General features: G+C 31.1%; 15 protein-coding genes. 3 read left to right on the top strand and 12 right to left on the bottom strand.

Features of this window, described 5'->3' with window-relative positions:
- The 3 genes from lsrK to ACFVRR_RS15925 form a co-directional block, all read right to left on the bottom strand.
- Positions 1-1,340: autoinducer-2 kinase (gene lsrK / locus ACFVRR_RS15935; protein WP_387330410.1), on the bottom strand; the 1,340-nt coding region annotated here is incomplete at its 3' end.
- A 4-nt stretch (positions 1,341-1,344) separates the two neighbouring features.
- Positions 1,345-1,668 (bottom strand): sugar-binding domain-containing protein, encoded by a 324-nt coding sequence (locus ACFVRR_RS15930; RefSeq protein WP_387330425.1) that lies wholly within the window; start codon positions 1,666-1,668, stop codon positions 1,345-1,347.
- Between the two features lie 12 nt (positions 1,669-1,680).
- Entirely contained in the window at positions 1,681-1,950 is a 270-nt protein-coding gene (locus ACFVRR_RS15925) for a hypothetical protein (RefSeq protein ID WP_387330407.1), read from the bottom strand.
- 1,164 nt (positions 1,951-3,114) lie between these two features.
- Here ACFVRR_RS15925 and ACFVRR_RS15920 point away from each other — a divergent pair.
- A complete protein-coding gene (locus ACFVRR_RS15920; RefSeq protein ID WP_387330404.1) occupies positions 3,115-3,246 on the top strand; it encodes an anti-repressor SinI family protein in 132 nt (43 codons plus the stop codon).
- A gap of 422 nt (positions 3,247-3,668) precedes the next feature.
- Positions 3,669-3,992 (top strand): hypothetical protein, encoded by a 324-nt coding sequence (locus ACFVRR_RS15915; protein WP_387330401.1) that lies wholly within the window; start codon positions 3,669-3,671, stop codon positions 3,990-3,992.
- A gap of 529 nt (positions 3,993-4,521) precedes the next feature.
- Here the strand turns inward: ACFVRR_RS15915 and ACFVRR_RS15910 are convergent.
- The 4 genes from ACFVRR_RS15910 to ACFVRR_RS15895 all read right to left on the bottom strand — a co-directional run bounded on the left by ACFVRR_RS15910 (position 4,522) and on the right by ACFVRR_RS15895 (position 7,783).
- The gene (locus ACFVRR_RS15910; protein WP_387330398.1) at positions 4,522-4,815 is read right to left on the bottom strand and encodes a hypothetical protein; all 294 of its coding nucleotides are present in this window, start codon (positions 4,813-4,815) and stop codon (positions 4,522-4,524) included.
- A 347-nt stretch (positions 4,816-5,162) separates the two neighbouring features.
- Complete coding sequence (locus tag ACFVRR_RS15905; protein WP_387330395.1) at positions 5,163-6,710, bottom strand: hypothetical protein; 1,548 nt, start codon at positions 6,708-6,710, stop codon at positions 5,163-5,165.
- A gap of 16 nt (positions 6,711-6,726) precedes the next feature.
- On the bottom strand, positions 6,727-7,038 hold the full coding sequence (locus ACFVRR_RS15900; RefSeq protein ID WP_387330392.1) for a hypothetical protein: 312 nt from the start codon (positions 7,036-7,038) through the stop codon (positions 6,727-6,729).
- Positions 7,039-7,462: 424 nt separating this feature from the next.
- Complete coding sequence (locus tag ACFVRR_RS15895; protein WP_088011817.1) at positions 7,463-7,783, bottom strand: YbjQ family protein; 321 nt, start codon at positions 7,781-7,783, stop codon at positions 7,463-7,465.
- Between the two features lie 418 nt (positions 7,784-8,201).
- Here ACFVRR_RS15895 and ACFVRR_RS15890 point away from each other — a divergent pair, with 418 nt between their 5' ends.
- Complete coding sequence (locus ACFVRR_RS15890) at positions 8,202-8,903, top strand: polysaccharide deacetylase family protein (protein WP_387330389.1); 702 nt, start codon at positions 8,202-8,204, stop codon at positions 8,901-8,903.
- Between the two features lie 77 nt (positions 8,904-8,980).
- Here the strand turns inward: ACFVRR_RS15890 and ACFVRR_RS15885 are convergent, their stop codons facing one another.
- The 5 genes from ACFVRR_RS15885 to ACFVRR_RS15865 form a co-directional block, all read right to left on the bottom strand.
- A complete protein-coding gene (locus ACFVRR_RS15885; protein WP_097977455.1) occupies positions 8,981-10,084 on the bottom strand; it encodes an MGDG synthase family glycosyltransferase in 1,104 nt (367 codons plus the stop codon).
- Positions 10,085-10,116: 32 nt separating this feature from the next.
- Complete coding sequence (locus ACFVRR_RS15880; protein WP_387330386.1) at positions 10,117-10,689, bottom strand: hypothetical protein; 573 nt, start codon at positions 10,687-10,689, stop codon at positions 10,117-10,119.
- A gap of 152 nt (positions 10,690-10,841) precedes the next feature.
- Positions 10,842-11,474, bottom strand: a complete 633-nt coding sequence (locus ACFVRR_RS15875) for a VTT domain-containing protein (RefSeq protein ID WP_387330384.1) — start codon at positions 11,472-11,474, stop codon at positions 10,842-10,844.
- Between the two features lie 27 nt (positions 11,475-11,501).
- Positions 11,502-12,731, bottom strand: coding sequence for a sensor histidine kinase (locus ACFVRR_RS15870; protein WP_387330381.1), 1,230 nt, complete (start codon positions 12,729-12,731; stop codon positions 11,502-11,504).
- Positions 12,732-12,831: 100 nt separating this feature from the next.
- The gene (locus ACFVRR_RS15865; protein ID WP_387330378.1) at positions 12,832-13,503 is read right to left on the bottom strand and encodes a response regulator transcription factor; all 672 of its coding nucleotides are present in this window, start codon (positions 13,501-13,503) and stop codon (positions 12,832-12,834) included.
- Between the last annotated feature and the right edge of the window lie 10 nt (positions 13,504-13,513).

The raw sequence follows: 13,513 nt of genomic DNA, 5'->3' as shown, positions 1-13,513 counted from the left end.
AATGCTGCTGCTTCTTTAACTACAGGTACTTTCACTGGTACCCCAAGAACATCTGCAAGTGTTTGACTCCAAAGCTTTCCTTTCGAAGCACCACCTGTAAAAATAACTTCACTTGGATAATAACCAGTTTCTTCCTCTATAATCTTTAAGTTTCCTAGTGTGATAAGCGCAGCATTTTCTTGAATCGATTTAAACATTTCTTTTTTACCAGTCTTTAGAGGATCTAGAGTGAGATTAATAAACGATGGAGATGCATGGCGCCAAGCGCTATAGTTCATCGTATCTGAAAAGATAGGAATAATCCCATTTGCACCGATTGGAACATTTTTTGACTTTTCTTCTAAAATTTCATACGGGTCTCGACCGGTCAGTTTTGCTTCTGTTTTTTCCAAATCACAAAATGCATCACGAAACCATCTCATTACAAGCCCGGGGAAAAAAGCAATGGTTTCTAGCTGCCATAATTCAGGCACTGCATGGCAGTTAACCCGTATACGGCCACTTTTGTCAACTAAAGGCTGTCTAACATTGACTTCCTGTTGCCAAAATGATCCACCTGATACAACGGCTTGCCCAGCTTTTACTGCACCGACACCAACAGAAGCCATTTGAGCATCTCCGCCTCCACAAATAACCGGAGTTCCTGAATTCAAGCCTGTATACGCTGCTACTCCATCCGTCACGTAACCGATAACGGTACCAGCTTCATTTACCGGCGGAAATAAATTATTTTTTAGTCCGCACATTTTTACTACATCACTTTCCCAATTCCTTTTCTCAATATCAAATATCCCTGTAGTACACCCATTTGAAGGATCCACTTGAAGTTTCCCTGACAATTTATAAAGAATCCAATCATTAATCATAGTCATGTTAGTAGCTTTTTCATAAATCCCTGGTAAATGATTTTTTATCCACAAAAGCCTAGGCAGTGCCCCTAATGCAAACATTTGACCTGATAACCTATAAATCTTGTATTCTAATTCAGGATCTAATTCCTTTAATGCTTTGACCTCATTCGAAGCTCGAGCATCTACATTTGCACAAGCCCAAATCTCCTTACCCGTTTTATCATAAAGGACAATTCCTTCCCTCATACTCGTGGCACTTATCGCTTTTATATTTTTTGCGTCAACTCCTGTTTCTTCTATAACAGACTTTAAACACTGTACGACTAACGTCCAGTTTGTTTCCCAATCAAAATCCATAGATCCTGGATACTTATCATTTGATAAATGGTTCCATTCTATTTGTGAAAACCCAACTTGATTTCCTAATTGATCAAACAAAACAGCGCGAATACTACCAGTACCAGCATCCAATGCCAGAATGTACGCCATTAATTTATTTCACCTCCATATTGAATAATGAAATAGCTGTAGCTTCATCTGTAATCAACACCGTAATATACTTTCCTTTTAAAGCTCTGTAGATGGCCTCAATTTTTTTCTCTACGCTAGCCACGGCTATAACATTTAAGACTCTTAGACTCTTCAAGTCCGTTCCGATTAGCCTTTTTTGGTGTGGCAAATCAATAATTTTACCATTTTGATCGTAAAATTGACCTAAAATATCGCTGGCTGCATTCGGATGTTTAATAAATGTCAGTTCGTACATGGTCATTTTTTCTTCCTGAATTATCGTGGCATCAAGATAAATACCGCCAATACCAACAATGATTTATATTGTGGATTTAGCCACCTCGGGAATGTCTTTTATTGAAAGTTCAGATAAAAATTTTCCTGTCATTTCTTCAGTTGAAGCCAATAATGGAGCAGGAATTACATGTATATCCTGAAACTTTTTCAAACCGCCCTTTTTTTGACGACGATTATGGAGATAGTAAAGAACTACCCCAGTTAAGATTACAACTGAAATATGACTAAAGAATTCGATTTTCAAGTATTCAATCGTTCTGGAAACGGCTCTTCCCCAAACTAGGCCAACCATAAATATTCATTTTGAGTTAAGTTCTCTTTATAGTAGTACCAGACTACTTTCATCAGCATATTTTCCGTATAACGTACTTGGCTCATCTACTACTACACACTTTAACGAAAGTTTCCCAATAAAAAAATTGTTTACCTGCTTAGTAGAAATATATCCGTAATTTTAATAATAAGACCTTACAAAATAAGTTTCCGAACATTCAATATTTATTTCAGACTGGTAATATTTTTATAATTTTTTCTGTATTAAGTAATTACTGTTGTCTCCAAATACAGAAGAATTATATCGTAATTTGATTGGACAATTTGTAAACGTTTCCGAATTTTTCAAATCAGTAAATTTAATTGTTGATTTGTTGGATTACTTAGTATTGATACAACTTGAGATCGTAAGAATATTTCCATTTCATAAATCTCCTATGTAGTTAATCCATTTTAAACACATAAAGCATTACTTCTACGAAAGTGGTTTAATAGAGTAACTTGATTGACCTGTTACTAAACGTTTGGTTAGTTGGCGTGTACAAATTAACTGATTTAAAATGGTTCAATCTCGTATTTTTTCAAATTATCACCAAGAGCATAGCCGTCATATGCAAAATAATGAGCGAGCATCAACTTATTTTATTTTTATCTTTTGTGGCGATCAATTCTTAATAAATAAATTTCACTGTAACGCCTTAGAATAATATGTAAATTTTGGAAATTAGTAAAAAAAAACATTAGAAATTCTTATAATTCGCCCAATTTTATTAGAATGTTTTTATGGAAAAAAATATAATAAATGGCAAAAAATTAGTACTTTTTTTAGTAAAAAATCTAAAATCGCTTCTATTTTTGTCTATATAACGTCTTCGATAATCAATTTTATCGATAAATGCCGAATAAAAAAAACTAATTTTATCAATATTCCCCCAATATACAATGTATTTCCGTAACAGTATTATGAAAAGAAGGAATTAACATTACAATTATTACAAAATTACGTAATATTAGAAAGAAAATTTTCAATAAAAAGAACAAAAGTAAAATGACAGAGAAGTCGAAGGATCCAGATGTAATCAAAAATAATAACATACTAGTTAAGGAAGATAGACGGAGGAAACATTGGTATTAACGATTTAATACACTATTTAATACATTCATTATTTAAGGGGGCTTTGCTATGCAATCAGAACAAGAAAAAATCTTAACGGATTTAAACTGGATAGATTTGTTATTAGAATGCATCGAAATAGGAATAAGCGCAGAGCAAGTTAGATCATTTCTTTGTACTAAAGATTCCAGTCAAAACTGAATTAATTTAATTTTGCTAAAAAGATTAAATAGAAAACACTAGATTGACAACGGTTTAACAGAAAAAAGACCCCGAAGTCTCAAAAGTATTTTTTTAACGAAATCAAGCTCGAACTGCAAATGTTTATTTTAATTTTTTAATTATACATCTTTAGTTCAACATGCATCACGACTTCTGCATGTTTAGTTTGTAATTGGCAAAACTTGAGATGCTCGTATGTTACATAAAGATTATAAAACATAAACGTGTCCAGTTAACAGGGACGCTAAAGAGTTCATAAAAAAGATTTGTTTTCCTTCATCCATTCATGTTGATTTCCATTCTTTTTTTGGCTTGTGAGTTTCCTTTCTTCTCCTATCATCAAGCGTAGAGATCCCACATAAATTTGAATCAAAGGGTTGAGAAAGAACGAAATATTTTTCATGCGTTTTCAGATATTTGGTGTAACTTTTAAGCGAGCTGAACAGGTGAAGAAAATCACGATCTTTTTTTGTGTTCTTATGATGACGCTGACGTTAACAGCTTGTTTGAAAACAGAAACCGTCATCATTAACAGAAAAGAAAAAATGGTGAGCAAGCGATTTATCAAGGTAGTGACAAAAAGACCTCAAAATACAGTGAAAATGCCGTTTCCAAAAAACAAACAAACAGTTTATGAAGTGGTTTATCAAAAAGAGGAAATCGACGTTTACAAAATCAACCAAAACGTCATTATCAAAAACAGGACAGACTGGTATACCGTCTAAAAAAAGTGAATATGGTACCATTCAAGACGAAGCAAACTAAGAGACTGAAACTCTCAGTTCTTTAGTTTAATATCCACAGTATAAGCGAACCTTATATATTTTCCCTCAAATTGCCTCTCTTCAAATAAAAAATTCTATTTATCTAGCATTCGATAGTTTAATTATTTACTCATTTTTGTTTTTTCTAATTTTAAACTAATTCTATGAGTTTATAGAAATAAAGTAAATTCAGCAAAAAATAAAAAGCTCAAACCCTTGATACACTTTGGCTTGAGCCTTCTCATTAGTATGATCCCAGCAGGACTTAAACCAGCGACCCTACTATGTCAATTAAACATTTGAAAAACAGGTAATCTAATTTATGATTTTATGTCCATTTAGTCTGATGATTCTAGGTTTTAATCTTATTTATTTCACAAAGAATCTAGTATTTCTGTACAATTTAAAATTGCCGTGGCTGGACGGGTCCCAAATAATTACATTTAAAGCTATTTCACCTGACGAACCATTCACAGTTCTGGGTTTGCTCTCATTTTTCTTTTTTTGTGAAATAAGTAAGTACGAAAGGAATCAGAGGTACTAGCACAAGTAATCTAAAACAATTCTCTGATGCAATAAAAAAATACAGAGTTGGAAGTAATAATACAATTCCACTTATTAGTAATGATTTCCAAGACTTTTTCCAAAGACCCCATGCACATAGAACCAATCCAGAAAACATTAATACCCAAAAAATGAGACTGATCCAATCGATAACAATTGGAGCAGGTATTTCCGAAATTCCACTTGCATCATCTACTAAAGTCACATTTCTTATCCTCATTACTCCACCTCATATCAAAAAGAAAAGTTTGATAATAAATATTAAATATAAATATCAAATAGACCTTCTTCCAACAATACCTACTGTCAACACAACGAAAGAATGTAAAACAGTTCTTAATGATCTTCTAAAGCAATGCGTTAGTTGTAAATAATTGCTAATTCTTTATTGAAGAAAAACACTCGTTTAACAAGATCCTTTGCTCTTTCGTCTACATTGAATACGACTTTCTTTTACTGAGATAGCTTTATCCAATGAGACATTAGTGACCTCTGGATGTACAAGTATTTTTTTGCAAAGAAATATGTCCGGCATCCAAAAGATGCCGGACAATATATTACTCCCCACTACTGAATGTTCAAATTATACAGATAGATATCCTTATTATCTTTCCAATCTTTCGAAAAAACTATAGTATTTGCAGATATGGAAAAGTTAAATTCATCCAACCCTCTAATTGGGATTTCAGTCTCTTTCTTAGTGTTTAAGTCATAAATGTAAATATTATATTTCCCTGTACGATTATCCTCCCAGATAATATGGTTATTATCAATTCTATATAAGGAGTGTATTATATTGTCATTTTGTGTGATTTTACTTTCTTTTTTTGTACTTAAATCGTACATATAAATAGTGTTGGGGCCACCTAAACTATCCACCCAGACTATTCGGTTTCCATTGATGATTGGACCATATTGTGCTGAATCGTTCATTGAAATATGAGAAATGGACTTTGTTGCGATGTCATACATGTAGATTTTTGTGTTAATTTCTCCTGCATATACGTTTCCTTCATCTTCCCAGACAATTCGGTTTCCTGAAATATAAGGAGACGTTTCATCATTCGATTTCACCGTAATTTGCTTCTCTTTATTAGTGTTTAAATCATACATATAGATGTCTTCGTTGCCGTTCCGGCTATCCTCATAAACTATTTGGTTCCCATCAATATCTGGAAACATTTGATCGTTTTTGTCTGTAGTGATCTGACGCTCTTTCTTTGAAGCTATATCATACATATAGATATCATAATTTCCGTTCCTATTATCTTGCCAGACGATTCTATTTCCAGATATTGAGAGAGCCGCATAATCAGATCCTCCAGATATAATACGAGTCTTAAGTTTAGTATTTAAATCGTACATGTAGATATCAAAATTTCCTTTTTGCTCACCCTCCCAAAAAATTCTGTTTCCATTAATATATGCAAAAATTTGATCGAAACCATTTGTCGTGATTCGATTATTCTCTATCACAATTTTGTTTTTAGATTTATTTGGTTTATTTACGTATTTAGCAATACCATCTCCTCTTTGCTCTGCTACCAAATTTCCTTTACTATCGAATCCTCGTACGACTAGCTCTGGTTCGTTTAAGAATGACTTAAATACCAGTAATGCATAATGATCTTTTACTTCCATCACTTTATAGTCATCATGATTAGCTCTAGCTTCACTCAGCGAGAACTGATTATGTTTCGATTGATCGGTAATAGCGATATATTGAATTTGAGAAGATTTAGCGGTCTTGATGGCAAATATATATTGTTCTTTACTATCTACGTAACCGCTGTATACGAAAGGGTTATCCTTTTCAATCACAAAAGAAGAGCTGTCACTATCAAACTGATACAGAAAGCCAAGTTTCTTTTTGATTAAAGCAACACCAAACCCTTCATTCTCTCCTCCTTCTTCAGGTCTATATTTTAATTTAAACTTATACAATATGACCTCCCGACCATCCCCAATCTCCTGTGAGCGGATGATTTTATCAGTGCTTGCTATATTTGCTGCCTTCTTCTTATTAAAGTGCAGATCAAAAACTCCCCCTGTATAAGGCTCTAATAATAATAAAAGGGGAAGATACAGACAAACAATCAAAATAGCTTTTTTCATTCTGATTCCCCCTTTTTTATTTGTTGTTTAATTCTAAAAAAATAACCCAGAAGATCCCCCAGAAAATCCAAAAGACAGGGATCATATTTAACCAACTGATAATCTTATATTTACCAAGTCCAAAGCATATCCATGATAGTACTGCAAAGGTTACAAATGTTAGAATAAAGCAAGGATAAGAATAGTATGCGAAATAAATAGGCATCGTTATAGTGGCGCTATCGGAATAGAATGCAGTCGCCATTGATGGATAGAATCCAATTAAAGCTAATATGACGTATATAGCGTGCCAGAAAATCATTCTCTTTAAGACCTTTCCTTTTCCCATCACCCGCTACCTCCAATAATTTGTCACATCTTTCAATTTTAATATTTGATATTCCTTTGCGGTGATAAATAGAAGCTCAGATAATAATTACAAATTTTTACCAAAAATGCTCTGTTGAGCGATTTTTTTATGGTTTCCTCCCATTAATTAATAAAGGTGATCTGAAATTCGGAAGAATCATAGGTCATTAAATTATAAAAAAAGAAAATATAGTTTAATCCTTGAAGCTAGATAAACAATTTTATTTTTGCAATTTAGTGCGAATACTCTTTTATGAGATAATATTTTTTACTAGATACGAAAAGCGTTTCTTAATGGGGATTTTTCGTACGGTTTACTTGTAAACTTGTCCGCACTTTTTTTATTTATATTTAATTCTATAAAAAGTGAAATAAAAAAACCTTGAAATGACAAGGTTTTTTCATTATATTTTCTCGACTACTACAGCCGTTCCATAAGCGACAATTTCACTCATGTTTTGCCCTATTTCACCTGAATCAAAGCGCATCATGATAATTGCATTTGCATCCATTTCACTAGCATTTTTAGTCATTCGATCCATTGCTTCTTTTCTCGCATCCTCAAGCATTGCAGTGTATTGTTTGATTTCTCCACCAACAAGACTTTTTAGACCAGCTAAAATATCGCCACCAAGTCCTCTACTACGTACAATAACTCCAAATACAGGACCCTTTACTTCAACTAGTTTATACCCTTCAATGTTTTCAGTTGTAACTACGATCATAATGTTCACCTCAAAATTTTTATTCTTTACACAAATCTATTTTCCAATTTTGTGTATGTATTTCAATGCCATTTTTAAACTTCATTAGTTAAAAATGGAAAATTTGAAACGTATATTGTATTAATTCTATGTAATTGGTTTAATCCCTTTTTACTAAAGAGAAATTCATTTTTTTAGAAAATTAATATTCGTTAAAATTTCCGAGACTGATTTTTCTATTTCAATTGATGCCTTCTTATTTACATCTATAAATTTAGTGCTAAACTTTAATCATTCTCATTTTACCACCTACTCACTATTCGAGAGCACAATTTTATTTTATCATAATAATATCTGCATTTAATTACCAACAAAATATAAATTGGACTATAATAATGTTATATGATTATTATTATTTAAAGGTAGTTAAGGAGAATTTATGCTTAGAATTTTCATCATTATCGGGGGGGTACTATTATTATTTTTTATTCTTTATGGTCCAATTCCGAGTTTACTAACACGTTTATTTAAAATTTTTTCAATCCATCGAGTTTCTTCTAAAGGTCAAAAACGAATTGCTTTAACTTTTGATGATGGTCCACATCCAGTTTATACGAATTTACTTTTAGATTTACTCCAAAGTCATTCGATTAAAGCAACTTTTTTTGTATTAGGTTCAGCGGCAGAAAAGTATCCTACGATCATTAAAAGAATACATGAAGATGGTCACTTAATCGGAATACACAATTATAAACATAAATGTAATTGGTTTCTCAGTCCAAAACAATTAAAAAATCAAATAGAAAAGACTGCAAGTATTATTAAGAAAATAACGAACGATGACCCACTTTATTATCGACCACCTTGGGGGTTAGCTTCACTTCCACTCCTATTTCAGAAAAAACTTAAAATTATTTTATGGTCTGTAATGGCAAATGATTGGAGTAGTAAAAAAGGAAGTGAAGGGATTTATAGTCTTTTGTTAAATCAAACGAAACCAGGAGCAATTATTTTATTACATGATAATGGAGATACATTTGGTGCAGACGAGGATGCTCCTATTCATACAATAAAAGCGTTAGAGGGATTTATTGAACATTGTTTACAAAACCAATATCAATTTGTTAGGATTGATCATTAGCTAAATTAAAACTAAACACCACAAGGAAACTCTTTACCTTGTGGTGTTTTTTACGTATTCAATTAGTCATAACACTCTTAAGAAATGGAACTAAAAATATCATTGACAATTAATTGTGAACTAAATCCTTTATTTAATGCGGTTAAAGATGATTTCATTTGTTCTAAATGATTTGATTTGAAAAGAATTCGATTAATATAAAAAGTTAATTCATTTAACGACTTTACTGTTACTGAAGCACCAGCATTTTCAAAAATTCGGGAATTCTCTTTTTCTTGACCTGGTGTTGGTTTATATAGGATTGTCGGTAAATTACATGCAATACATTCTGATAATGTAATACCACCAGGCTTCGTAATTAAGAGATCAGATTTTTTATACAAATTACGTATATTATTTACGTAGCCAAATACTTGTAGGCGGTCTTTGTATTCTTCATTTAACTTACATAATTTATTATAAAGTATGCGATTATAACCACAGACAACTGCTACATTAAGTTTTGTTTCAGCAAGTAACTGCTTGGCCATTTTTTCTACGTCCTTTAATAATCCAACTGCTCCAGCAACTATTAAGATTTGGTCGTTTGATTTCGATTTACTTGTACCTTCATTTAAAAAATCTATTTCTTTAAATTCTTGGCGAAGAGGTATGCCAGATACAAATATTTTCGATAAAGAAACGCCTAAATTGACCATTTGATGTATTAATCCTTCCGTCGCTATATAGTAGCGATCGATTTCATTATGAATCCATGAACGGTGAATATAATAGTCGGTAACAACTGTATATAATTTGCAAGGATGTGATGAATATTTCTTCCATTTTGCTACAGACCCTACTGGAAATGTAGTAATGATAATATCAGGCTTCTCTTTTTGAAGAATACTTTTTATATTCTTTCCGCATAGTTCTAAAAGTCTGTCAAAAATGACTGTACTGAATAATTTCTCAGTCCCATAGAAGAACCATTTATAAATTGTTTGGGCATGTTGGAATAATTGCAAATGAATATTTTTTGCAAATACATTTATTGTTGGATATGCTTCTTCGTATATATCAATAATTGTTACATCGTTAAAGTTAATATGTTCAAACTCACTTTTTAGCGCTTTTGATACTTCTTTATGCCCATTTCCAAAACTCGATGTAACGACAAGTATTTTAGGCTGCAATACCATACTAATCAACCTCTTTTGAATAGACAAATTAATTAAACGAATGTATGAATTAACATTGAGATTACAACTGCAAATGAAAGATAGTAATGCCAGTTTTTATCTTTGCGTTTATATCTTAAAAAACCGAATATTCCTAATGGAACTAAGAGCAAATAAGTTATAACGCCTGAAATATAAACTGCATCTGTTTTCCATTCAAAAAAAGTCATAATCACAGAGTGTACTGTAATTAAAGCAAAAGTAATTAACGAGATTGGGACATGTACTAACTTGCACCATTTCAATAATTTAGCTAAGTATTTCTTAAATTGCTTTTTGTCATTTAATTTTTTAAATCGAATTAAAAAGTATAGTGGAAAGAGAATAAATGCCGCAAATACACCTATTCTTCCAAGAGAACCTTTTTCTTTCGCATACATTTTTAATGGATTTATTTTAGGAAAACCATGTTGTATTCCATTTTGTATCTGTGGTCCCATATTCGTTAATAATTCAGTTCGATGCGAAACTTTCCACCCAGCAATGATGAAAATAATGATCGAAATTGCTAATGCTATATAAATTAATTTTCTCTCAGATTTATTTTTTATCCAATTACTAATCATTTTGACCTATTCCTTTCAAATTTTGAAAAGATATTAAAAAATACATGATCCATATTCGCCTCCCTTTATATACAACAAATGTACAAAATAAAAGTGAAAATTTAATGAAAATTGTATTTTGTTTTACTAAAATTGATTAATTTTGTTTCAATTTATTTTTTCTTAATAATTTTTCTAATTACATCGATTATTATTGGAATGATTGAAACGAAAATGATTCCAATCGTTAATAGTCCAAAATGATTTTTAACAAAAGGAATATTACCAAAAAAGTAACCAATCGACACCATTAGTCCAACCCAAAGTGTCGCTCCGAAAATGTTATATGAAATAAATTTTGAATAATTCATTTCACCGATCCCTGCTACAAATGGAGCAAAAGTTCTTACAATCGGAATAAACCTTGCTAATACAATAAATTTAGGACCTTTTTGTTTGTAAAAGTATTCAGTTTCATGAATGTATTTTGTATTTATTTTTTTACTTTTACTTAATTTACTTCCGAATTTCTTACCTATAAAATAATTTAAAGAATCACCTAAACTAGCTGCGACTATGAACAGGATTAATAATCCAAAAAAGTTTAATAAATGTAAGGAAGCAAGTGCACCTGCTGTAAAAATTAATGAATCTCCTGGTAAAAATGGTGTCACAACAAGTCCTGTTTCCAATAAAATAATGAAAAATAAGATGAAATAAGTTATTGCCCCATAGTTATGCACAAAAGTTAATAAATGTTGATCTAAATGCAATATGAGATCAATTAAATTTTTAATAATCTCCATATAACTCTAACTCCCCCAAAATTTTCTCTATATGTTTGTCTTAATTTGAAACAAATTTGAAATCGGAATTTTAATTTTAAAACTGCTACCCTTACCGATTTGGCTATTAACAATAATTTCTCCATTTAAAGACTCTATAATCGATTTTGCGATCGATAAGCCAAGACCAGTATTACCTTCATCTCTTGACCTATGCTCTTCGATTCGATAAAACCGATTAAATATTTTATCTTGTAGCTCTTTTGCAATTCCAATACCGTTATCATTTATTTCATAATAGAAATAGTTTGCTTTTTTTTCTGATCTTACGTAGTAATTTAACGAAATTGTACGATCCTCAAGTGAGTATTTAATCGCATTATCAACAAAGATATTAATCAATTGTTTTAGACTTTCTTGATTTGTTTTAACGATAAATTTTTTATCAGTTAATAGCTGTATTTTTTGTTTTTTTTCTGATGCTTTATATTGCCATGCTTTTTGAATTTGTTCAGAAAATTCATCGATTCTAAATTCTTCAATATTTACTTTGGCGATTTGTTTATGATCAAGTCTTGCTAGAAATAGTAATTGATGAACTAAATTACGAGTATCACTTAATTCCTTTTTTAAATCGGATAAGGTTTCTTTTCCGAAATCAGAAAGTCGATTTTGTTCAACACTCAATACATCAATACCAGCTTGTAATACCGATAATGGTGTTCTTAGTTCATGTGAAGCATTTTCTACAAATTCTTGCTGTTCTTTATAAGACGCAATTATTGGTTCCATTGCCTGATTTGTAATTTTCTTTCCGAAGTAGTACGCCATAAAACAAAAGATAATTGAGAGTAAAAATGAGATACTGATAAACTGCTTTATTAAATAAATAACTGATGATAAATCTTTCCCACTATAAATTGTACCGAGATAATGATTTGATGAATCATACACCTTTTCTGCAGCAATCATTAAATTTAGTTCTTCCTTATCATGTGGAACAATTCGTTTAATAACGACTTTATTATGATTTGGATTAATCTGTTTTAAAACTTTTTCTATATCCTTTGTATACCCAGGTGCTGTTTCATCATAGATTTCAAATCCGTTATTTTTATTTAAAAAATAATTAAAATAAACATTTTTACGTTTATGTTTTCTTTGCGTATTGTCATCATTTGGACCTAGAGATGCAGCATTCATTTTTACTTCTTTTATTTCTTGCTTTAATACTGTAATAAGATCGCTCTTTTGGTCTAAGTAAATGTAAAACGACAAAACAATTCCTACTGAAATATTAAATAAAATAATGAAAATCATTAAAATTCTAAGATTGAAAAATGTTAATCGCTTGCTAATTTGTTGAAATAATGAGATCTCATTTTTCGATTGTATAACCAACACCTCTAACACTCTTTATATAAGTCTGATTTGGTGGATCAATTTTTTTTCTTAGATTTTTTACATACGCTTCAACAGCATTGCTTGTTACTTCTGATTCAATTCCCCAAACTCTTTCAAAAATAACTTCTCTAGTAAGCACAATCCCTCTATTTTTTACTAATAAATCAAATAGTTGTAATTCTCTTTGCGTTAAAATTATTTGTTCATTGCCTCTACTTAAACTAAAATTTGTCCGATTATATGTTAAGTCTTCAATCGAGATTATTTCATCTTGAAGTGGCGCAAAATTTCTTCGATTGAGTACTTTAATTCTTGCGGCCAGTTCACTAAAATCAAATGGTTTAATTAAATAGTCATCCGCTCCAGCTTCTAATCCTTCAACACGGTGATTAATACTATCTCTCGCTGTTAACATTAAGATCGGTCCTTTAAATCCATCTCTTCTAAGCATTTTGCATATTTCTAAACCACTAATCTCAGGTAACATCCAGTCCAAAATAAGTAAATCAAAATCATAATGGGTAGCTAACTCCAATGCTTGCTTCCCATTAGTTATCCATTCGATTTGAAATGGAGTTTGTGTTTTTAACAAATGGGTTGTCATTTTTCCTAATTTTTGATCGTCTTCAGCAAATAAAATTTTCAATAAATGTCTC

This window comes from Gottfriedia sp. NPDC057948 (genome assembly GCF_042887255.1).
Taxonomy (GTDB): Bacteria; Bacillota; Bacilli; order Bacillales; family Bacillaceae_G; genus Gottfriedia.
This window is presented reverse-complemented; position numbering and strand designations above follow the sequence as displayed.

What these genes read in the sequence shown, in the direction of transcription:
- ACFVRR_RS15875 (WP_387330384.1), bottom strand. Translation starts at nt 11,474, where the DNA reads ATGGAGATTATTAAAAATTTAATTGATCTCATATTGCATTTAGATCAA.
- ACFVRR_RS15910 (WP_387330398.1), bottom strand. Translation starts at nt 4,815, where the DNA reads ATGAGGATAAGAAATGTGACTTTAGTAGATGATGCAAGTGGAATTTCG.
- ACFVRR_RS15900 (WP_387330392.1), bottom strand. Translation starts at nt 7,038, where the DNA reads ATGGGAAAAGGAAAGGTCTTAAAGAGAATGATTTTCTGGCACGCTATA.
- ACFVRR_RS15895 (WP_088011817.1), bottom strand. Translation starts at nt 7,783, where the DNA reads ATGATCGTAGTTACAACTGAAAACATTGAAGGGTATAAACTAGTTGAA.
- ACFVRR_RS15905 (WP_387330395.1), bottom strand. Translation starts at nt 6,710, where the DNA reads ATGAAAAAAGCTATTTTGATTGTTTGTCTGTATCTTCCCCTTTTATTA.
- ACFVRR_RS15890 (WP_387330389.1), top strand. Translation starts at nt 8,202, where the DNA reads ATGCTTAGAATTTTCATCATTATCGGGGGGGTACTATTATTATTTTTT.
- ACFVRR_RS15920 (WP_387330404.1), top strand. Translation starts at nt 3,115, where the DNA reads ATGCAATCAGAACAAGAAAAAATCTTAACGGATTTAAACTGGATAGAT.
- ACFVRR_RS15885 (WP_097977455.1), bottom strand. Translation starts at nt 10,084, where the DNA reads ATGGTATTGCAGCCTAAAATACTTGTCGTTACATCGAGTTTTGGAAAT.
- ACFVRR_RS15915 (WP_387330401.1), top strand. Translation starts at nt 3,669, where the DNA reads ATGCGTTTTCAGATATTTGGTGTAACTTTTAAGCGAGCTGAACAGGTG.
- ACFVRR_RS15880 (WP_387330386.1), bottom strand. Translation starts at nt 10,689, where the DNA reads ATGATTAGTAATTGGATAAAAAATAAATCTGAGAGAAAATTAATTTAT.
- ACFVRR_RS15925 (WP_387330407.1), bottom strand. Translation starts at nt 1,950, where the DNA reads ATGGTTGGCCTAGTTTGGGGAAGAGCCGTTTCCAGAACGATTGAATAC.